Source organism: Bradyrhizobium sp. (genome assembly GCF_004799405.1).
GTDB lineage: Bacteria > Pseudomonadota > Alphaproteobacteria > Rhizobiales > Xanthobacteraceae > Bradyrhizobium.
Genome location: NZ_SSMW01000059.1, coordinates 1 through 18,507, shown reverse-complemented (window position 1 = coordinate 18,507; position 18,507 = coordinate 1). Strand labels below are relative to the sequence as shown.

At 62.7% G+C, this 18,507-nt stretch carries 21 protein-coding genes; 20 read left to right on the top strand and 1 reads right to left on the bottom strand.

Annotation, left to right across the window (positions count from 1 at the left end; translation table 11 throughout):
• The 9 genes from E7813_RS09515 to glsA form a co-directional block, all read left to right on the top strand.
• The coding region (locus tag E7813_RS09515; protein ID WP_291573154.1) for a triose-phosphate isomerase at nucleotides 1-494 on the top strand (494 nt) is incomplete at its 5' end.
• Between the two features lie 151 nt (nucleotides 495-645).
• Nucleotides 646-1,047, top strand: a complete 402-nt coding sequence (secG, locus tag E7813_RS09510) for a preprotein translocase subunit SecG (RefSeq protein ID WP_291573152.1) — start codon at nucleotides 646-648, stop codon at nucleotides 1,045-1,047.
• A 166-nt stretch (nucleotides 1,048-1,213) separates the two neighbouring features.
• Nucleotides 1,214-2,845 carry a CTP synthase gene (locus tag E7813_RS09505; protein WP_291573148.1) on the top strand — a complete coding sequence of 544 codons (1,632 nt, stop codon included), beginning with the start codon at nucleotides 1,214-1,216 and terminating at the stop codon, nucleotides 2,843-2,845.
• 29 nt (nucleotides 2,846-2,874) lie between these two features.
• On the top strand, nucleotides 2,875-3,039 hold the full coding sequence (locus E7813_RS09500; protein WP_291573146.1) for a hypothetical protein: 165 nt from the start codon (nucleotides 2,875-2,877) through the stop codon (nucleotides 3,037-3,039).
• A 12-nt stretch (nucleotides 3,040-3,051) separates the two neighbouring features.
• Complete coding sequence (locus tag E7813_RS09495; RefSeq protein ID WP_291573144.1) at nucleotides 3,052-3,378, top strand: NIPSNAP family protein; 327 nt, start codon at nucleotides 3,052-3,054, stop codon at nucleotides 3,376-3,378.
• 29 nt (nucleotides 3,379-3,407) lie between these two features.
• Nucleotides 3,408-4,283, top strand: coding sequence for a VOC family protein (locus E7813_RS09490; RefSeq protein ID WP_291573142.1), 876 nt, complete (start codon nucleotides 3,408-3,410; stop codon nucleotides 4,281-4,283).
• A 49-nt stretch (nucleotides 4,284-4,332) separates the two neighbouring features.
• Nucleotides 4,333-5,184: a 3-deoxy-8-phosphooctulonate synthase gene (gene kdsA, locus E7813_RS09485; protein ID WP_291573140.1), complete on the top strand. Its 852-nt coding sequence runs from the start codon at nucleotides 4,333-4,335 to the stop codon at nucleotides 5,182-5,184.
• On the top strand, nucleotides 5,184-6,392 hold the full coding sequence (locus E7813_RS09480) for an MFS transporter (protein WP_291573138.1): 1,209 nt from the start codon (nucleotides 5,184-5,186) through the stop codon (nucleotides 6,390-6,392). The genes kdsA and E7813_RS09480 overlap by 1 nt, the downstream gene beginning before the upstream one ends.
• Before the next feature lie 83 nt (nucleotides 6,393-6,475).
• Nucleotides 6,476-8,344 (top strand): glutaminase A, encoded by a 1,869-nt coding sequence (glsA, locus tag E7813_RS09475; protein ID WP_291573136.1) that lies wholly within the window; start codon nucleotides 6,476-6,478, stop codon nucleotides 8,342-8,344.
• A gap of 18 nt (nucleotides 8,345-8,362) precedes the next feature.
• Here glsA and queF read toward each other — a convergent pair whose 3' ends face one another.
• Nucleotides 8,363-8,839 (bottom strand): preQ(1) synthase, encoded by a 477-nt coding sequence (gene queF, locus E7813_RS09470; protein WP_291573134.1) that lies wholly within the window; start codon nucleotides 8,837-8,839, stop codon nucleotides 8,363-8,365.
• A 234-nt stretch (nucleotides 8,840-9,073) separates the two neighbouring features.
• Between queF and eno the strand changes: the two genes are divergently transcribed.
• The 11 genes from eno to E7813_RS09415 form a co-directional block, all read left to right on the top strand.
• Nucleotides 9,074-10,357: a phosphopyruvate hydratase gene (eno, locus tag E7813_RS09465; RefSeq protein WP_291573132.1), complete on the top strand. Its 1,284-nt coding sequence runs from the start codon at nucleotides 9,074-9,076 to the stop codon at nucleotides 10,355-10,357.
• A 131-nt stretch (nucleotides 10,358-10,488) separates the two neighbouring features.
• The gene (locus tag E7813_RS09460; protein ID WP_291573130.1) at nucleotides 10,489-11,631 is read left to right on the top strand and encodes a zinc-binding dehydrogenase; all 1,143 of its coding nucleotides are present in this window, start codon (nucleotides 10,489-10,491) and stop codon (nucleotides 11,629-11,631) included.
• A 102-nt stretch (nucleotides 11,632-11,733) separates the two neighbouring features.
• Nucleotides 11,734-12,126, top strand: a complete 393-nt coding sequence (locus E7813_RS09455) for an MAPEG family protein (protein WP_291573129.1) — start codon at nucleotides 11,734-11,736, stop codon at nucleotides 12,124-12,126.
• Nucleotides 12,127-12,293: 167 nt separating this feature from the next.
• Nucleotides 12,294-12,851: an NAD(P)H-dependent oxidoreductase gene (locus E7813_RS09450; protein WP_291573127.1), complete on the top strand. Its 558-nt coding sequence runs from the start codon at nucleotides 12,294-12,296 to the stop codon at nucleotides 12,849-12,851.
• 89 nt (nucleotides 12,852-12,940) lie between these two features.
• On the top strand, nucleotides 12,941-13,270 hold the full coding sequence (locus E7813_RS09445; protein WP_291573125.1) for a septum formation initiator family protein: 330 nt from the start codon (nucleotides 12,941-12,943) through the stop codon (nucleotides 13,268-13,270).
• Between the two features lie 152 nt (nucleotides 13,271-13,422).
• On the top strand, nucleotides 13,423-14,451 hold the full coding sequence (gene pdhA / locus E7813_RS09440; protein WP_291573124.1) for a pyruvate dehydrogenase (acetyl-transferring) E1 component subunit alpha: 1,029 nt from the start codon (nucleotides 13,423-13,425) through the stop codon (nucleotides 14,449-14,451).
• Between the two features lie 43 nt (nucleotides 14,452-14,494).
• A complete protein-coding gene (locus E7813_RS09435) occupies nucleotides 14,495-15,904 on the top strand; it encodes a pyruvate dehydrogenase complex E1 component subunit beta (protein ID WP_291573122.1) in 1,410 nt (469 codons plus the stop codon).
• 3 nt (nucleotides 15,905-15,907) lie between these two features.
• On the top strand, nucleotides 15,908-16,213 hold the full coding sequence (locus tag E7813_RS09430) for a DUF5076 domain-containing protein (protein WP_291573120.1): 306 nt from the start codon (nucleotides 15,908-15,910) through the stop codon (nucleotides 16,211-16,213).
• A 2-nt stretch (nucleotides 16,214-16,215) separates the two neighbouring features.
• Nucleotides 16,216-17,577 carry a pyruvate dehydrogenase complex dihydrolipoamide acetyltransferase gene (locus tag E7813_RS09425; RefSeq protein ID WP_291573118.1) on the top strand — a complete coding sequence of 454 codons (1,362 nt, stop codon included), beginning with the start codon at nucleotides 16,216-16,218 and terminating at the stop codon, nucleotides 17,575-17,577.
• A 31-nt stretch (nucleotides 17,578-17,608) separates the two neighbouring features.
• Entirely contained in the window at nucleotides 17,609-17,737 is a 129-nt protein-coding gene (locus E7813_RS09420; protein WP_291573116.1) for a hypothetical protein, read from the top strand.
• A gap of 59 nt (nucleotides 17,738-17,796) precedes the next feature.
• Nucleotides 17,797-18,507 (top strand): FAD-dependent oxidoreductase (locus E7813_RS09415; RefSeq protein WP_291573114.1); only part of this gene is annotated, 711 nt, incomplete at its 3' end.

The following is an 18,507-nucleotide window of genomic DNA, read 5'->3' as shown; positions in this document are numbered from 1 at the left end:
ATGACGGCGCTGGCGCCGGCATTGTCGGCCATTCCGAGCGGCGCGCCGATCACGGCGAAAGTGACCTGCTGGTTCGACAAAAAGCCGAAGCCGCCTGGCGCGCCGGCCTCACCGCCATCGTCTGCATCGGCGAGACCCAGCAGCAGCGCGATGCCGGGCAAACGCTCGGCATTTGCGGCGGACAGCTCAAGGGATCGCTGCCGGATGCGGCCGGCGCCGGCAATCTGGTGGTGGCCTATGAGCCGGTCTGGGCGATCGGCACCGGCCTCACGCCGACTGCCGGAGATGTTGAGCAAATTCATCAGTTTATCCGGGATTCTTTGATCGTGCGTTTCGGCGGTGAGGGGGCCAGGATCCGCATTCTCTACGGCGGTTCGGTGAAACCCTCCAATGCCGCGGAATTGATGGCCGTGGCGAACGTCAACGGTGCGCTGGTCGGGGGCGCCAGCCTGAAAGCATCGGACTTTCTTGCGATTGCGGCGGGCTGTCCCTAACTAGCTGGAATGCCGGAATGGACGGTTCTTCACCGGCCGTTCGGGGGTGACAATGCCCCGTCCGATCGTGTAACACCGCGCGACTTCAAACCCCGCAAACCCAAACGAGCCCGCCGGACATCGGCGCCTTGGGTTGTGATGGAAGGTAGAGATGCAGACTGTCGTTATCGTGGTCCACCTGATGATCGTCGCGACCCTGATCGCAACGGTGCTGCTGCAGAAGTCCGAAGGCGGCGGCCTTGGCGTCGGCGGCGGCGCGGGCTTCATGTCGAGCCGGGGCACTGCCAATCTTTTGACGCGCACCACGGCGATTCTGGCGGGCGGCTTCTTCCTGACCAGCCTGCTGTTGTCCTGGCTGGCCAGCTACGACCGCAAGCCGAGTTCGATCATCGATGCCAATCCGGCCTCGCAGTCGCGGCCGGCGGGAGGGGCAACCCCGATCGCCCCGCCGACCAGCGGCGGCATTCTGGATTCGCTGAAGAAGTCCGACGAGCTGCAGCAGCAACAGGCCCCGGCCGCGCCGACGGGCCCCGAGGCGCCGCGTTCGCAATAAAGCGGGATGGCCATGCAGGACGACAGCTACCGCCCTGCATCGGAAATCGCCATCAACATGCTGATATATCTTTAGATTTAACGTCACCCACAGCCCAACGGAATGTTTGCTGGGGTTGGCGATTCGTTTTGGCGAATCGCGCAGGTAGGCTTAAAGGTTAGGTCCCATGGCGCGGTATATCTTCATCACCGGCGGCGTGGTCTCCTCGCTCGGAAAAGGTCTGGCTTCAGCGGCGCTCGGCGCCCTGTTGCAGGCGCGAGGCTACAAGGTCCGGCTGCGCAAGCTCGATCCCTATCTCAACCTCGACCCCGGAACGATGTCGCCGTACCAGCACGGCGAAGTGTTCGTGACCGACGACGGCGCCGAGACCGACCTTGATCTCGGCCATTACGAGCGCTTCACCGGACGCCCGGCCACCAAGGCCGACAACATCACCACGGGGCGCATCTACCAGGACATTCTCACCAAGGAGCGGCGCGGCGATTATCTCGGCGCCACCATCCAGGTGATCCCGCACGTCACCAACGCCATCAAGGATTTCATCCTCGACAGCAATGATGCGTTCGACTTCGTGTTGTGCGAGATCGGCGGCACCGTCGGTGATATCGAGGGCCTGCCGTTCTTTGAGGCGATCCGCCAGATCAAGAACGATCTGCCGCGCGACCACGCCATCTACATTCACCTGACGCTGTTGCCGTTTATTCCCAGCGCCGGCGAACTAAAGACAAAACCGACCCAGCATTCGGTCAAGGAGTTGCGTTCGATCGGCATCCAGCCCGACATCCTGCTGTGCCGTACCGATCGGGCGATCCCCAAGGATGAGCGACGCAAGCTCGGCCTGTTCTGCAACGTGCGCGAAAGCGCCGTCATCGAAGCCCGCGACGTCGACAACATCTATGCGGTGCCCGAGGCCTATCACGCCGCCGGCCTCGACGACGAGGTGCTGGCGGCATTCGGCATCGAGCCAAGACTGCCGCCGGCGCTGCAGAACTGGCACCTCATCAACGAGCGGGTGCGCAATCCCGAGGGCGCGGTGACCATTGCGATCGTCGGCAAATATACCGGCATGAAGGACGCCTACAAATCGCTGATCGAGGCCTTGTCGCATGGCGGTATCGCCAACAAGGTCAAGGTCAATCTTGACTGGATCGAAAGCGAAGTGTTCGAGAACGAGGATCCCGCGCCGTTCCTCGAACACGTCAACGGCATCCTGGTGCCCGGCGGCTTCGGCCAGCGCGGCGCGGAGGGCAAGATCCGCGCGGCGCAGTTCGCACGCGAGCGCGACGTGCCCTATTTCGGCATCTGCTTTGGCATGCAGATGGCGGTGATCGAGGCCGCGCGCAATCTCGTCGGCATCGAGCAAGCGAATTCCACGGAGTTCGGCCCGACCCCCGAACCGGTGGTCGGCCTGATGACCGAATGGCTGCGCGGCAATGAACTCGAGAAGCGCTCAAAGTCGGGCAATCTCGGCGGCACCATGCGTCTTGGCGCCTACCCGGCGGTGCTCAAGCGCGGCAGCCGGGTATCGGAGGTCTATGGCGGCGCCACCGAAATTTCGGAACGTCACCGCCACCGCTACGAGGTCAACACCGCCTACAAGGACCGGCTCGAGCAGCACGGCTTGCGGTTTTCAGGCCTGTCGCCGGATGGCGTGCTGCCGGAGATCGTCGAATACGAGGATCATCCCTGGTTCATCGGGGTGCAATACCATCCCGAGTTGAAATCGCGTCCGTTCGAGCCGCATCCGTTGTTTGCGTCGTTCGTTCAGGCCGCAGTGGTGCAGTCGAGACTGGTGTAAACGCGGCTGTTCGTCCGGAACAGAAAGCCATGCGCTTCATGCCGCAAGGCGTGCTCGATGGTGCAGTCGAGACTGGTGTAAACGCGGCTGTTCGTCCGGAACAGAAAGCCATGCGCTTCATGCCGCAAGGCGTGCTCGATCGGGTCAAGACAGCCTCCATCCCACCCGCTATAACGCCTCCGCAAGATTATTAATGGGAGGAAATCATGATTTTGGAGTTGCGTGTCTATCGCTGCGTGCCGGGCCGGTTGCCGGCGCTATTGAAACGCTTCGACACCGTCACGCTGAAACTGTGGGAGAAGCACGGCATCAAGCAGGCCGGGTTCTTCACCACGCTGATCGGCGAATCCAACCAGGAACTGACCTACATGCTGGCGTGGGAATCGCTCGCCGATCGCGAGAAGAAATGGACCGCGTTCCAGAGCGACCCCGACTGGATCGCGGCCCGGGCAAAAACCGAGGAAGACGGCCAGATCGTCGGCAATATCGTCAGCCAGTTGCTGGTGCCGACTTCATTCTCTTCGGTGAAGTGACCACTGCCTAAGGCGCAAGGCCTCGCCCATTGCCTCACGGTCTCGACCACATCGTGCACGCCGTCCGCGATCTCGACGCGGCGGCGGAGTTTTATCGCCGCGCCGGGTTCACCGTCGGCGCGCGCAACCGCCATGCCTGGGGCACCCACAACCGCATTGTTCAGTTGCAGAATTGTTTCATCGAAATCCTGGAGGTCGCCGAGCCCGAAAAAATCGTGCCGCACGGCGAGGGGTCGTTTTCATTCGGCGCCTTCAACCGCGACTTTCTCGCTTCAAGCGAAGGTTTCTCGATGCTGATCCTCAACAGCCGCGACACGAACGAGGATGCGCGCGCTTTCGAGGCCGCCGGGATCGGCGGTTTCAGGCTGTTCGATTTCGCCCGCGAAGGGGAACGGCCCGACGGCAGGCCCGTGAAGCTGGCATTCTCGCTAGCGTTCGTCCGCGATCCGGCCTCGCCGAACCTGGGCTTTGCGGTGTGCCAGCATCATTTCCCGGAAAATTTCTGGGACCCGCCGTTCCAGGCCCATGCCAACGGCGCGCGAGCCGTGCCCGGCGTTGCGATGGTCGCGGAAAATCCGAGCGACCATCACATCTTCCTGAAAGCCTTCACGGGTGCGAGCGACCTGCATTCGAGTTCGATCGGCGTCAAGGCGCGGACCGAAAATGGCGATGTCGAGATCATGGAGCCGGTGTCGTTTCGCGACCAGTTCGGCGTCTCGCCCATGGTGCGCGGGGAGGGGATGACGCTCAACGCGCTGCGCCTGGCGGTCGACGACATCGCGCAAGCCGAAGCACTGCATCGGCAAAACGGCATTGTTTCGCGCCGTGATGTCGGAAGGCTCATTGTGCCGCCGGATGTCGCCCATGGCGCAACCCTGATATTCGAGACCGTGAAAGTGGGTTGATCCTGCCGCCGCTGCCCGGCATGGTCCGGCCCGAAATAAGGAAAAAACCTTGAACGCCAGTATTTCAGCAGCACCCGTCGTCACCGCCGGCCATGTCAAATTCGGCAACCGCTTGCCGATTTCGATCATCGCCGGACCGTGCCAGCTGGAGAGCCGCGCCCACGCGCTTGAAGTCGCATCGGCGCTGAAGGAAATCGCGGCGCGCCTGAAGATCGGCCTTGTCTACAAGACCTCGTTCGACAAGGCCAACCGCACCAGCGTGTCGGCTGCGCGCGGCATCGGGCTGAAGCAGGCGCTGCCGATCTTTGCCGAGATCCGCGCCTCGCTGGCAATGCCCGTGCTCACCGACGTGCACGAGGCCGCGCAATGCGCCGAAGTGGCGCAGGCGGTCGATGTCCTGCAGATTCCGGCCTTCCTGTGCCGGCAGACCGACCTGTTGCAGGCGGCGGCTGCGACCGGCAAGGTGATCAACGTCAAGAAAGGGCAGTTCCTGGCGCCGTGGGACATGGCGAACGTCGTCGCCAAGATCACCGGCGCCGGCAATCCCAACGTGCTGGTCACCGAGCGCGGCGCATCGTTCGGCTACAACACGCTGGTGTCGGACATGCGGGCGCTGCCGATCCTGGCGCGCACCACCGGTGCTCCCGTCATTTTCGACGCCACCCATTCGGTGCAGCAGCCGGGCGGTCAGGGCACCTCATCCGGCGGCGAGCGCGAATTCGTGCCGGTGCTGGCGCGCGCCGCGGTCGCGGTCGGCGTCGCCGGCGTTTTCATCGAAACCCATCCCGATCCCGACCATGCGCCCTCGGATGGTCCCAACATGGTGCCGCTACGCGAATTTGAAAGTCTGGTGCGGACGCTGATGGCGTTCGACCGGCTCGCCAAGGGCGCGACGCGTTAATGCCGCAAACCGGACTGCCGCCGGTCCTCAATATCATCGCGCTGACGACATTCGCGGCGAGCCTGTCGGCGCGCGCGCTCGATCCGGTGCTGCCGCACGTCGCCAGCGATTTCAATGTCAGCATCGCCACCGCGGCGGGATTTGCCTCGGTGTTCGCCTTTACCTTCGCCATCATCCAGCCGGTGCTGGGGGCGGCGGCGGATTTGTTCGGCAAGGCCCGGCTTGTCATCGTCTGCCTGGTGCTGCTTGGCGTCGCCAATATTCTCGGCGCGCTGTCATCGTCGTTTTCGCTGTTGTTCGTCACCCGGATTCTGGCCGGGATCGGCGCCGGCGGGGTATTTCCGATCTCGCTTGGCCTCACCAGCGATCTGGTCGGGCCGGAGAAGCGGCAGGTCGCGATCGGCCGCACGCTGGCGGGTTCGATGACCGGCAATTTGCTTGGAGCCTCGCTGTCGGGGCTGATCGGCGATTTCCTCGGCTGGCGCGGCGTGCTGGGCGTGCTCGGCTCGCTGGCGCTGGTGGCCTCGGTCGCCGTCTTCATCGGGTTTCGCGGCGGCGCGCTGAAGCGTCCGACTGCAAAAGTCAATCTTTCGGTGCTGCGGCACGGCTACCGCACCATCTTCGCCAATCCGAACGCCAAGGTCTGCTACGCCGCGGTATTTGTCGAAGGCTGCTGCGTGCTCGGCCTGTTTCCCTATGTCGCGTCGTTTCTGTTCGAGCAGGGCGTCACCAGCCTTTCCATCAGCGGCCTGGTGATCGCGGGCTTCGCCGTCGGAGGGCTGTTCTACACCTCGACCGTGTCGCGCTTCCTGCCGCGGCTTGGCGTCAACGGCATGATGATTTCGGGCGCGATGCTGATGGGCTTGCAACTCGCCCTGATCGCCTTCGGCCCGCGCTGGCAGCTCCAGGCCCTTAACTTCATCCTGATGGGCTGGGGCTTTTACATGATCCACGGCTCGCTGCAGGTCTTTGCCAGCGAACTATCGGTGGAAGCCCGCGCCACCGCACTGTCGCTGCATTCGTTCTTCTTTTTCATGGGCCAGACCGTGGGACCGATCGCCTACGGGTTTGGCCTGCTCAACGTCGGCAAGATCCAGACCCTGCTCACGAGCGCCGGCATCATCGTTGTACTGGGCTTTGTCTGCGCGCGGCTGTTGCATCAGACGCGACCGGCGGATGCGGGCGCCCGGCCTGATGTTCAGCCCTGATCGCGGCAGGATGACGCACCGAGCCAGAGCGGTATCAATGGCACGGGGATTGCTTAGTTTTCGATCAAACGAGGGGAGGAATCGTGGACGCCCAAGTAGCTCTTCCGGCCAGCATCAAGACCAGGAATACAGGATATGCCAACCAACCTCCGCTGCAGCGATTTCTGAACAGTTGCTACCAGGAATTCAGGGGCGACGATTCCGGTGCGGTCGCTGACTATATTCCCGAACTGAAAAAGGCCAACCCGGCCCATTTCGGGATCGCTCTCGTCACCATCGACGGCCATGTCTATGAAATCGGCAACAGTGCCGTTCCCTTCACCATTCAGTCGGTTTCCAAGGCTTTCGTGTTTGCGCTCGCGCTGGAGATGGTGGGCGAAGAGCGGGTGGCTGCGGCAATCGGCGTCGAACCCAGCGGTGAGGCGTTCAATTCGATCCGGCTCACCAACGACAATCGTCCCTTCAACCCCATGGTCAATGCCGGGGCGATCGCATGTTCCGGACTGATCCATCAGGTCGACGGCGCCGGTGCCTTTGACCGCATCCTGGCCAAGCTCAGCCAGTTCGCGGGGCGCGAACTTGCCGTCGACGATGCCGTGCATGCTTCCGAAGTTATCACCGGTAACCGGAACCGGGCGATCGCCTGGCTGCTGCGGAACTATTCGGTGGTGCTCGGCGATGTCGACGCCGTGCTGGATACCTATTTCCGGCAATGCGCCGTGCTGGTCACCGCTCGCGATCTGGCGGTCATGGCGGCGACGCTGGCCAACCGGGGGATCAATCCGGTCACCGGAGTTCAGGTGATCACACCGCACGTCGTTGCCAGCACGCTTTCGGTGATGACGAGTTCGGGCATGTATGACTACGCCGGCGAATGGATCTATCGCGTCGGCATTCCCGCCAAGAGCGGCGTCGGTGGCGGCATCGTCGCAGCGCTTCCGTCGCAACTCGGGCTCGGCACCTTCTCGCCCTGCCTCGACAGCCATGGCAACAGCGTGCGCGGGCTGAAAGTCTGCGAGGCGTTGTCGGCACGGTTCGATCTGCACATGCTCAACCGGAGCGCCGATGTCCGCACCTGCATTATCGCCGACTATGATATTTTCGGCATCTCTTCCCGCCGCAGCCGTCAGCCGCACGAACAGCAGATTCTTGACGAGCACCACAGCGACGTCCGCGTGATCGAGCTGGTCGGCGCGCTCAACTTCGCGGCGATCGACTACGTCACGCGCAGGCTCGCCAACGAGCCGCCGAACGCGCCGCTCCTGCTGCTGGATTTCCGCCGCGTGCCCGACATTACCGCCGCGGGGGCACGCCTGCTTGGGGAAAACCTCGCAATCCTCGGCAACCTCGGTGTCACCGCGATCCTGACGGGCTTTGAGGCAACCTCGCCGGTGTCGGAGGCGATCCGGGCGCGGACCGCGGAAGTGCAACGACTGCGACGCTTCGTCCTGCTCGACGACGCCATTGAATGGGCCGAGGACCAGGTCATCTATCGGCACGGCGGTTTCACCCCGGTCAAGGAAACATCCCACCTCGGCGAGCAGGCTCTGCTGGCGGAATTATCCGCCGATGAGATTGCCGCATTGGCCGGGCTTTCGGCCGCGCGCGCCTATGAATCGGGGCAGCGGATCATCCGGGCCGGCGAGTCCGCCAACTCGCTGTTCTTCCTGCAGAGGGGGCTGGTTAGCGTCAAGCTGCCGAGCGGCGTTCGGCTGGCTTCGCTCGGGCCCGGCATGGAATTCGGCGAGATGGCGATACTGGAGCCACTGCGCAGTGCCGACGTCTGGGCCGATACCGCGGTCGAATGCCTGGAACTGCCGCTCGATACCTTCACCGACTATTGCCGGCTTCATCCCCAGATCGCGCTGAAAGTCATGCGCAATCTTTCCGCGCTTCTGGCCAAGCGTCTGATTGTTGCCAACGCCAAGGTCGATCTGCTCAGCGCATACTGAGGCAGGTCGCGATCGAGATCAGCCTCGCCCGCGATAAGGCGCGACGCCCTGATCGGGAATCCACATGCCTTTCGGCAGTCTGCCGGTTTGCCAGAACACGTCGATCGGAATGCCGCCGCGCGGATACCAGTAGCCGCCGATCCGCAGCCATTTCGGCTTGATCTCGTCCGCTATCCTCTTGCCGATCGCCACCGTGCAGTCCTCATGGAAGGCGCCGTGATTTCGGAAGCTGGCGACATAGAGTTTGAGGGATTTCGACTCCAGCAGCCACTGGCCCGGCACGTAATCGATCACCAGATGCGCGAAATCCGGCTGTCCCGTGACCGGACACAGCGAAGTGAATTCGGGTGCGGTGAACCGCACCACATAATCGGTGTTCTTTTGCGGATTGGGCACGCGGTCGATTTGCGCCGCGTCGGGCGAGGCGGGCCATTCCACGGCGCGCCCAAGTTGCAGGCCGGAAGATTGTGACGAGGTTCGAGTGGATTTCGGCATGAGTGATCTCCATAGAGCGCGATCAGCAAAAGTGGAATCCGGTTTTGCGTCCGATCGCGCTCCAAACCACAGAAAGCCGCATGATCTGATCGCCAAACCGCCTACACTTTGGCGGACCATGCGCTGCCGGTTTATTAGCCAATCGGACCGCCGAGGTCACGCGACCTTTTCCCTGATGAGGTGTTGCTATAGAAACCCTGCAAAGGTCCGTTTCCCGCACATTCAGAGGCTCCCATGACCGCCATCGTCAATATCATCGGCCGCGAGATTCTCGACAGCCGCGGCAATCCCACGGTGGAAGCCGATGTGGTGCTGGAAGACGGCTCATTGGGTCGCGCCGCAGTGCCATCGGGCGCCTCCACCGGCGCGCATGAAGCGGTGGAACTGCGCGACGGCGACAAGGCGCGCTATTTCGGCAAGGGCGTGCGCAAGGCCGTCGACGCCGTCAACGGCGAGATCTTCGATGCGATCGGCGGCATGGATGCCGAGCAGCAGGTCCAGATCGATCAAACCATGATCGATCTGGATGGCACCCCCAACAAGAGCCGTCTCGGCGCCAACGCCATTCTCGGCGTCTCGCTCGCCTGCGCCAAGGCCGCCGCGGAATCCAGCGACATGCCGCTCTATCGTTATGTCGGCGGTACCTCGGCAAGGACGCTGCCGGTGCCGATGATGAACATCATCAATGGCGGCGTGCATGCCGACAATCCGATCGACTTTCAGGAATTCATGATCATGCCGGTCGGCGCCACGACTTTTGCCGAGGCGCTGCGCTGCGGCTCGGAAATCTTCCACACCTTGCGGGGTGAGTTGAAGAAGGCCGGCCACAACACCAATGTCGGCGACGAGGGCGGCTTTGCGCCGAACCTGCCGTCGGCGGACGCCGCCCTCGAGTTCGTCATGGCTGCGATCGGCAAGGCCGGCTACAAGGCCGGCGGCGACGTGATGCTGGCGCTGGATTGCGCAGCCACAGAATTCTTCAAGGACGGCAATTACGTCTATGGCGGCGAGAACAAGACGCGCTCGGGTTCCGAGCAGGCGAGGTATCTTGCCGACCTTGCGGCGCGCTATCCGATCGTCTCCATCGAAGACGGCATGTCCGAGGACGACATGGCCGGCTGGAAGGAATTGACCGACCTGATTGGCAAGAAATGCCAGTTGGTCGGCGACGACCTGTTCGTCACCAACGTGACGCGGCTCGCCGACGGCATCAAACACGGCCGCGCCAACTCGATCCTGGTCAAGGTCAACCAGATCGGCACCCTGACGGAGACGCTGAGCGCGGTCGAGATGGCCTACAAGGCCGGCTACACCGCCGTGATGTCGCACCGTTCCGGCGAGACCGAGGATTCCACCATCGCCGACCTCGCGGTCGCGACCAATTGCGGACAGATCAAGACGGGATCGCTGGCGCGCTCCGACCGTACCGCCAAATACAATCAGTTGCTGCGCATCGAGCAGGAACTGGGGACCCAGGCGAAATATGCCGGCAGGGCGGCGCTGAAGGCACTGGGTTAAAAAACACTGGTTCTGAAATATTCGGGCGTGCCGGACCTATCCGACATTTGGTTTGGGCGACCGAAGAAGGCTGGTGTTTTCCGATCGACGTGAAAGACTGCACCCAAACTGCAATCGATTGGGAGGTCTGGATGGCAACGGCAAACGGCAATAGTGGGCTGCAACTTCGCTCGCTGATCAGCAAGAGCGGCCAACTCGAGATATCGCTGGCAAATGTTGCCACGCCCGAACCGGGGCCCGATGACGTCGTGGTTCGGGTCGAGGCTTCGCCGATCAATCCGTCCGACCTTGGACTGCTGGTCGGCGCCGCTGACATGACGACCGCCAAAATGTCGGGCACGAAGGACAGCCCCGTGGTCACCGCAACTGTGCCGGAAGCGGCGATGAAAGCGATGGCGGGACGGCTCGATGAATCGCTGCCGGTCGGCAACGAGGGCGCCGGCGTGGTGATCAAGACTGGATCATCCGACGAAGCAAAGGCGCTGATGGGCAAGACGGTGGCCATGATCGGCGGCGCGATGTACGCGCAGTATCGCACCATCAAGGCGAGGGATTGCCTGGTGCTGCCGGCCGGCACCACGCCTGCCGACGGCGCCTCCTGGTTCGTCAATCCGCTGACCGCACTCGGCATGACCGAAACCATGCGGCGGGAAGGCCACAAGGCGCTGGTGCATACCGCGGCAGCGTCGAACCTCGGCCAGATGCTCAACAAGATCTGTCTCAAGGACGGCATCGGCCTCGTCAATATCGTCCGTAGTCCGCAGCAGGCCGACATCCTGCACAAGATCGGCGCCAAACATGTCGTCGATTCCACCGCACCCACATTCATGGACGATTTGACCAACGCGCTGGTCGAGACCGGCGCGACGCTGGCATTCGATGCCATCGGCGGCGGCAAGCTCGCGGGACAAATCCTCACCTGCATGGAAGTGGCCGCCAACAAGACCGCAAAAGTCTACAGCCGCTACGGATCGAGCGTGCACAAGCAGGTCTATATCTATGGCAGCCTCGATCCGCGTCCTCTGGAGCTGAACCGGGCGTTCGGAATGGCCTGGGGCGTCGGCGGCTGGCTGCTGACTCCATTTCTGCAAAAGATCGGCCCGGACGTGCTGAAGCTGCGCGCGCGCGTCGCCTCCGAACTGAAGACCACGTTCGCGAGCCACTACACCCGGGTGGTATCGCTGCAGGACGCGCTGCAATTGCAAAACATCGCGGTCTACGCCAAGCGCGCGACCGGCGAAAAATTCCTGATCGATCCGAACAAGGCCGGATGATTGCGGAGCCCTGCGGACTGACGAAAGAGCCGCGCGGGTCCCAGTCTGACGGTTCGAGCTACAGGGGTTATTGAAATCATTTTTTACGAAGGGGGAAATTCAATGTCGACGGACCTTAAATATCTCGCCTTTACCGCCATACTTACGGCATCGCTGTGGATTCCTTACGTGGTCGCACAGGTAAAGACCAACGGAAGGCTGCAGCCGGCGAACTATCGCGATCCCACGCAGCGGCCACTGCCGCTGTGGGGCAAGCGTGCCGACAGAGCCTATATCAACGCGGTCGAGACCTTTGCGCCGTTTGCGGCGCTGGTGATCGTGGCGCATCTCGCCGGCAAGGCCAACGACATGACGGCGTTCTGGGCGATGGCCTACTTCTGGCTGCGGCTCGCCCATGCCGTCGTGTACCTGCTCGGCATCCCCTTCGTGAGGACGGTGATCTTCACGCTGGGTTATGTGGCGATTGTCGGAATCTTCTGGCAACTCATCAGGTAATCGCGACGCCGGGCGCTACGTTCGGCGAAGGCAGGCCGTCCTTACCGGGCGGCCTGCCTGGTCGTCGACGCAGACTGCGCCGAATTGCGGCAATCCATGCACTTGCATCTTTCGCCGGGATCGCTAGGGTGAGATCCAGTCCACAGCCCGCATTATAAGGAAATCCCATGGCCACTCCGCATCCCATCGCCGTTATTGTCGGCAGCCTCCGCAAACAGAGCTTCACCCTCAAGATCGCGAACGCGCTGGCCAAGCTTGCGCCCGACACCTTGAAGCTCAACATCGTCACCCTGCACGACGTGTCGTTTTTCAATCAGGATCTCGAAGCAACTCCCCCGGCCGATTGGCTGGCCCTCCGCGAAAAGATTCAGAAGTCGGAAGGCGTTCTCTTCATCACCCCGGAGTACAACCGTGCGATCCCCGGCGTGCTGAAGAACGCCATCGATGTCGGATCGCGCCCCTACGGCAAGAGCTCGTTTCTCGAAAAGCCGATCGGCATCGTCAGCAACTCGCCGGGGCCGCTCGGTGGCGTCAACGCTGCCAAATCCTTGCAGAACATCCTGCCGGGCATTTCCGGCGTGATCATGGGGCAGCCGGAAATCTACCTGAACGGCGTCGGCGACGCCTTCGACGACAAGGGCGAACTGATCAAGGATTCCCTGAAGACCGTGCTCAAGCAATATATCGACGCCTACGCGGCCTTCGTCAAAAAGCACAACCTTTAGCAAAAGGCCGCAGCAGAGGACCGCATCCCAAGCCCGCCCGCAGGGCCGGACTTAGGATTCCGTTAACCGGACCGTCGCATCCTTCAGCGATGGTCTCGCGCGCGCGACTCAAATCCTGGCTGACGGGGTTCGCCCTCTACACGATGGCGACCGCGATGGTCGGTTATTTCGGCGTCAATGCCTATACCGGCAAGTATGGCCTCAATGCGCGGCAGGAGCTCGATCAGGAGATCATCGCGCTGACCTCCGAACTGGCGCGGCTGAAGCGGGAGCGTGCCGAGGGCGAGCAGCGCGTTTCGCTGCTGCGGTCCGACCGGGTCGACCCCGACATGCTCGACGAGCGTGCACGCTACCAGCTCGACTACGCCAATCCGCACGATCTGGTTCAGACGGCTGGTCCGACCGTCAATCCGAACTAATCGTCAAATTTCAAAAACCCGTGAATTCGATCTCGAAAATGTCGCAGGCATTGCACTGCGGCATAGCGAAATTTTCGCGAGCGCACGCAATCCTTTCATGGCGGTTTGAGTTGGGTTAGATAGGGCACTCCTTTCCCTGATCCGGATTTGCCATGGCCGCACCGAAAAAAAGCGTCGCTAAAGAAACGAGCCAGGAGGCGGCGCAGGAGGCAGGCAGCCCACCGGAATTTACCCGAGATCAAGAACTTAGCGCACTGCGTCATATGCTGCTGATCCGCCGATTCGAGGAAAAGGCCGGCCAGCTCTACGGCATGGGCGCGATCGGCGGCTTCTGCCATCTCTACATCGGCCAGGAAGCTATCGTCGTCGGCATGCAGATGGCCCTGAAGAAGGGCGACCAGGTCATAACCGGATACCGCGACCACGGTCACATGCTGGCCACCGGCATGGAAGCCAAGGGCGTGATGGCCGAGTTGACCGGACGCCATGGCGGCTATTCCAAAGGCAAGGGCGGCTCCATGCATATGTTCAGCAAGGAGCGGAATTTCTTCGGCGGCCACGGCATCGTCGGCGCGCAGGTCTCGCTCGGCACCGGGCTTGCCTTTGCCAATCGCTATCGCGGCAATGATTTCGTCAGCCTGGCCTATTTCGGCGACGGCGCCTCGAACCAGGGCCAGGTCTATGAAAGCTTCAACATGGCGGAGCTGTGGAAGCTCCCGGTGATCTACATCATCGAGAACAATCGCTATGCGATGGGTACCTCGGTGACGCGCTCGTCCGCACAGACCGATTTCTCCAAGCGCGGCATCTCGTTCAACATTCCAGGCGAACAGGTCGACGGCATGGACGTCCGTGCGGTGAAGGCCGCCGGCGACAAGGCGGTGGCATGGTGTCGCGCCGGCAACGGGCCGTTCATCCTGGAAATGCAGACCTATCGCTACCGCGGCCATTCGATGTCGGATCCAGCGAAATATCGCACCCGCGAAGAGGTCGACAAGGTTCGCCACGATCAGGACCCGATCGAAATGGTGCGCAACCGGTTGCTGGCGGCGAAGATGAGCGAACAGGATCTGAAGGCGATCGATGCCGAGGTCCGCGAGATCGTCAACGCCGCCGCCGATTTCGCCCAGCACGATCCCGAGCCTGATCCAGCCGAATTGTGGACCGACGTCTATCGCTGAGCGCGCGAGCTCAAGCAGCCCTTAAGAGTATTTTGGAGCTACCATGCCAATTCAAGTGCTGATGCCCGCGCTGTCGCCGACCATGGAGAAGGGCAACCTTTCGAAATGGCTGAAAAAGGAAGGCGAGGCGATCAAGTCGGGCGACGTCATCGCCGAGATCGAAACCGACAAGGCGACGATGGAGGTCGAGGCCACCGATGAGGGCACGCTCGGCAAGATCCTGATCCCCGAAGGCACCGCCGATGTTGCAGTCAACACGCCGATCGCGACTATCCTCGCCGATGGCGAAAGCGCTTCCGATGCCGGCAAGACAAGCGCTCCCGCCAAGCAGGAAAAAGCCGCCGAGGCCGCACCGGCCACCGAAGCCAAATCCGCGCCTGCGCCCGACAACAAGTCTGCGCCGGCAAAATCAGCACCGTCAGCCCCGAAAGCCGTCGCCCAACCCGATCCCGAAGTCCCGGACGGTACCGAGATGGTGACGATGACCATCCGCGACGCGTTGCGCGACGCGATGGCCGAGGAGATGCGCCGCGACCCGGATGTGTTCGTGATGGGCGAAGAGGTCGCGGAATATCAGGGCGCCTACAAGGTCACGCAAGGGTTGCTGCAGGAATTCGGCGCCAAACGCGTGATCGATACCCCGATCACCGAGCATGGCTTTGCCGGCATCGGCGTTGGCGCAGCGATGGCCGGCCTCAAGCCGATCGTCGAATTTATGACTTTCAATTTCGCCATGCAGGCGATGGACCAGATCATCAACTCCGCGGCCAAGACACTCTACATGTCGGGCGGACAGATGGGCTGCTCGATCGTGTTCCGGGGACCCAACGGTGCCGCCGCTCGCGTCGCCGCCCAGCACAGCCAGGATTATTCCGCCTGGTACTCGCAGATTCCCGGCCTCAAGGTGATCGCGCCGTTTTCGGCCGCCGATTACAAGGGCCTGCTGAAAGCCGCGATCCGCGATCCCAACCCGGTGATCTTCCTCGAAAACGAAATGCTGTACGGCCATTCCGGACCGGTGCCGAAGCTCGACGATTATGTCATCCCGATCGGCAAGGCCCGCATCGTTCGCGCCGGCGGTCATGTCACCATCGTCTCCTGGTCGAACGGCATGTCCTACGCGCTGAAGGCCGCCGACGAATTGGCCAAGGAGGGCATCGAGGCCGAGGTGATCGATCTGCGCACGCTGCGCCCGATGGATACCGACACCATCGTTGCCTCCGTAAAGAAGACCGGCCGCGCCGTCACCGTGGAGGAAGGCTGGCAGCAAAACGGCGTCGGCGCCGAAATCGCCGCACAGCTGATGGAGCATGCTTTCGATTATCTCGACGCGCCGGTGGCGCGGGTATCGGGCAAGGACGTGCCGATGCCCTATGCCGCGAACCTCGAAAAGCTCGCATTGCCCTCGGTGGCCGAGGTGGTCGAAGCCGCCAAAGCCGTTTGTTATCGGTGAGCCATGGCCGGTCCCAGGGAGCAGCCATTGCCTCCGGATGTCATGGGCCGCGATGACGCCACGGAAGTGTTGCGCGCATTCGTCGTCGATGGCGGACTTTCCATCGCGTTCACGCGCGCGTTCGAGGAGCCGGATATGTGGGGCCTGCTTCTGGTCGACATCGCGCGCCACGCCGCCCGCGCCTTTGCGCGCGAGAGTGCCTACACCGAGGATGAAGCGCTGAGGCGCATCATCGACATGTTCGAAGCCGAAATCGCGCGGCCGACCGACATGGGCAATACCACGCCGCGGTCGCAACAAGGTCACTGACAATGCCAACAAACATTCTGATGCCTGCGCTGTCGCCGACGATGGAAAAGGGCAACCTGGCCAAGTGGCTCAAGAAAGAGGGCGACAAGGTCAAGTCCGGCGACGTGATCGCGGAAATCGAGACCGACAAGGCGACCATGGAGGTCGAGGCGGTCGACGAGGGCACGCTGGCAAGGATCGTGGTGCCCGAGGGCACCCAGGATGTCGCGGTCAATGACGTGATCGCGGTGCTCGCCGGCGATGGCGAGGATATCAAGGCGGCCGGGGCAGGGGCTGCCAGCCCGCCACCGAAGGCCGAAGCCAGGGCGGAAGCGCCGAAAGAGAGCGCGGCGACGGCAAAGGCTTCCGCGCCTGCCGCAGCGGCGCCGGCCCAGCCTAGGGAAGCTCAAAAGGAAGCGGCGCCGCAAACCAACGGCCACGCCCGCACATTCTCTTCCCCGCTGGCGCGCCGCCTCGCCAGGGAAGCCGGCATCGAGCTTGCGCGCATCAACGGCTCCGGCCCGCACGGCCGCATCATCGCGCGCGATGTCGACGAGGCCAGGTCCGGCAAGGGCCTTAAAGCTCCGGCGGCAACGCCTGCCGGTGCGCCGGGCATTGCGCCCCTGGGCGCTGTTGCGCCGTCGATGTCGGACAAGCAGATTCTCGCGCTCTACGAACCCGGCAGCTATGAAGTAATCCCGCATGACGGCATGCGCCGCACCATCGCGCAGCGCCTGACCGCGTCGGTGCAGACCGTTCCGCATTTTTACCTGACGATGGACTGCAACATCGGCAAGCTGGTCGAGGCTCGCGAGGAGATCAATGCCGCCGCGCCCAAAGACAAGGACGGCAAGCCCTCCTACAAGCTCTCGGTCAACGATTTCGTCATCAAGGCGCTGGCGCTCGCGTTGCAGCGGATCCCCAACGCCAATGTGAGCTGGACCGACGGCGGCATGCTCAAGCACAAGCATTCCGATGTCGGCGTTGCTGTGGCGATGCCGGGCGGCCTGATCACGCCGATCATCCGCAAGGCCGAGACCAAGCCGATCTCGGCGATCTCTGCCGAGATGAAGGATTTCGCGGCCCGCGCCCGCGCCCGCAAGCTCAAGCCCGAGGAATATCAGGGCGGCACCACGGCGGTGTCCAATCTCGGCATGTACGGGATCAAGGATTTCACCGCCGTGATCAATCCGCCACATGCCACCATTCTCGCGGTCGGCACCGGCGAGGAGCGCGCCATCGTCAGGCACGGCAAGATCGAGGTGGCGCAGATCATGAGCGTGACCTTGTCCTGCGATCATCGCGCGGTCGACGGCGCGCTCGGGGCCGAGCTGATCGGCGCCTTCAAGATGCTGATCGAGAATCCGGTCATGATGGTGGTGTGAGCGCATCCCGGTTCCTCATCTGGCACAGGCAATGATGCGATCAGCAGGCGTTTTCGTGCTGGCTTTTGTCGCTTCCGCCATTGCCGGCCTGCTGGTCCTGCATATCTGTCTGTTGCGGCGCACGGAGCCCCGCGAAAATCCCCTCCACATCCACAGCTAGTCAGCATTGAAACGCCGCGCCTGCCGCATTACGACTGCTTGAGCTGAACGGAGTCCGCCATGGCCGATACATCCTTCGATATCATCATCATCGGTTCCGGCCCCGGCGGCTACGTTACGGCCATCCGCGCCGCACAGCTTGGCTACAAGACCGCGATTGTCGAGAAATCCTATCTCGGCGGCATCTGCCTGAACTGGGGTTGCATCCCGACCAAGGCGCTGCTGCGGTCGGCCGAAATCTATCACTACATGCAGCACGCCGGAGACTATGGCCTGTCGGCCGAGAAGGTCGGGTTCGACACCGGCGCCGTGGTCAAGCGCTCGCGCGGGGTGTCGAAACGCCTCAACGACGGCGTCGGGTTCCTGATGAAGAAGAACAAGGTGACGATCATCTGGGGCGAAGCTACGATCGAGGCGCCCGGCAAGGTCTCGGTGAAAAAATCCGCCGTTGAAGCGCCGAAGGGGGCGCTGGGCGAGGGCGCCTATCAGGCCAAGCACATCATTCTTGCCACCGGCGCGCGGCCGCGGGTGCTGCCGGGGCTCGAGCCCGACAAGAAGCTGATCTGGACCTATTTCGAGGCGATGGTGCCGGAGAAAATGCCGAAGTCGCTGCTGGTGGTCGGCTCCGGCGCGATCGGCATCGAGTTCGCGTCATTCTTCCACACCATGGGCGCCGACGTGACCGTGGTCGAGGTGCTGCCCCAGATATTGCCGGTCGAGGACGCGGAGATCGCGGGCCTCGCCCGCAAGCGCTTCGAGAAACAGGGCATC

Bases quoted from the DNA above. Each gene is read 5' to 3' on its own strand.
- E7813_RS09460 (WP_291573130.1), top strand. From the start codon at position 10,489: ATGGCAACGGCAAACGGCAATAGTGGGCTGCAACTTCGCTCGCTGATC.
- E7813_RS09500 (WP_291573146.1), top strand. From the start codon at position 2,875: ATGCGCTTCATGCCGCAAGGCGTGCTCGATGGTGCAGTCGAGACTGGT.
- E7813_RS09430 (WP_291573120.1), top strand. From the start codon at position 15,908: ATGGCCGGTCCCAGGGAGCAGCCATTGCCTCCGGATGTCATGGGCCGC.
- eno (WP_291573132.1), top strand. From the start codon at position 9,074: ATGACCGCCATCGTCAATATCATCGGCCGCGAGATTCTCGACAGCCGC.
- E7813_RS09420 (WP_291573116.1), top strand. From the start codon at position 17,609: ATGATGCGATCAGCAGGCGTTTTCGTGCTGGCTTTTGTCGCTTCCGCC.
- E7813_RS09425 (WP_291573118.1), top strand. From the start codon at position 16,216: ATGCCAACAAACATTCTGATGCCTGCGCTGTCGCCGACGATGGAAAAG.
- E7813_RS09455 (WP_291573129.1), top strand. From the start codon at position 11,734: ATGTCGACGGACCTTAAATATCTCGCCTTTACCGCCATACTTACGGCA.
- queF (WP_291573134.1), bottom strand. From the start codon at position 8,839: ATGCCGAAATCCACTCGAACCTCGTCACAATCTTCCGGCCTGCAACTT.
- E7813_RS09445 (WP_291573125.1), top strand. From the start codon at position 12,941: ATGGTCTCGCGCGCGCGACTCAAATCCTGGCTGACGGGGTTCGCCCTC.
- E7813_RS09450 (WP_291573127.1), top strand. From the start codon at position 12,294: ATGGCCACTCCGCATCCCATCGCCGTTATTGTCGGCAGCCTCCGCAAA.
- E7813_RS09480 (WP_291573138.1), top strand. From the start codon at position 5,184: ATGCCGCAAACCGGACTGCCGCCGGTCCTCAATATCATCGCGCTGACG.
- secG (WP_291573152.1), top strand. From the start codon at position 646: ATGCAGACTGTCGTTATCGTGGTCCACCTGATGATCGTCGCGACCCTG.
- pdhA (WP_291573124.1), top strand. From the start codon at position 13,423: ATGGCCGCACCGAAAAAAAGCGTCGCTAAAGAAACGAGCCAGGAGGCG.
- E7813_RS09495 (WP_291573144.1), top strand. From the start codon at position 3,052: ATGATTTTGGAGTTGCGTGTCTATCGCTGCGTGCCGGGCCGGTTGCCG.
- E7813_RS09435 (WP_291573122.1), top strand. From the start codon at position 14,495: ATGCCAATTCAAGTGCTGATGCCCGCGCTGTCGCCGACCATGGAGAAG.
- E7813_RS09505 (WP_291573148.1), top strand. From the start codon at position 1,214: ATGGCGCGGTATATCTTCATCACCGGCGGCGTGGTCTCCTCGCTCGGA.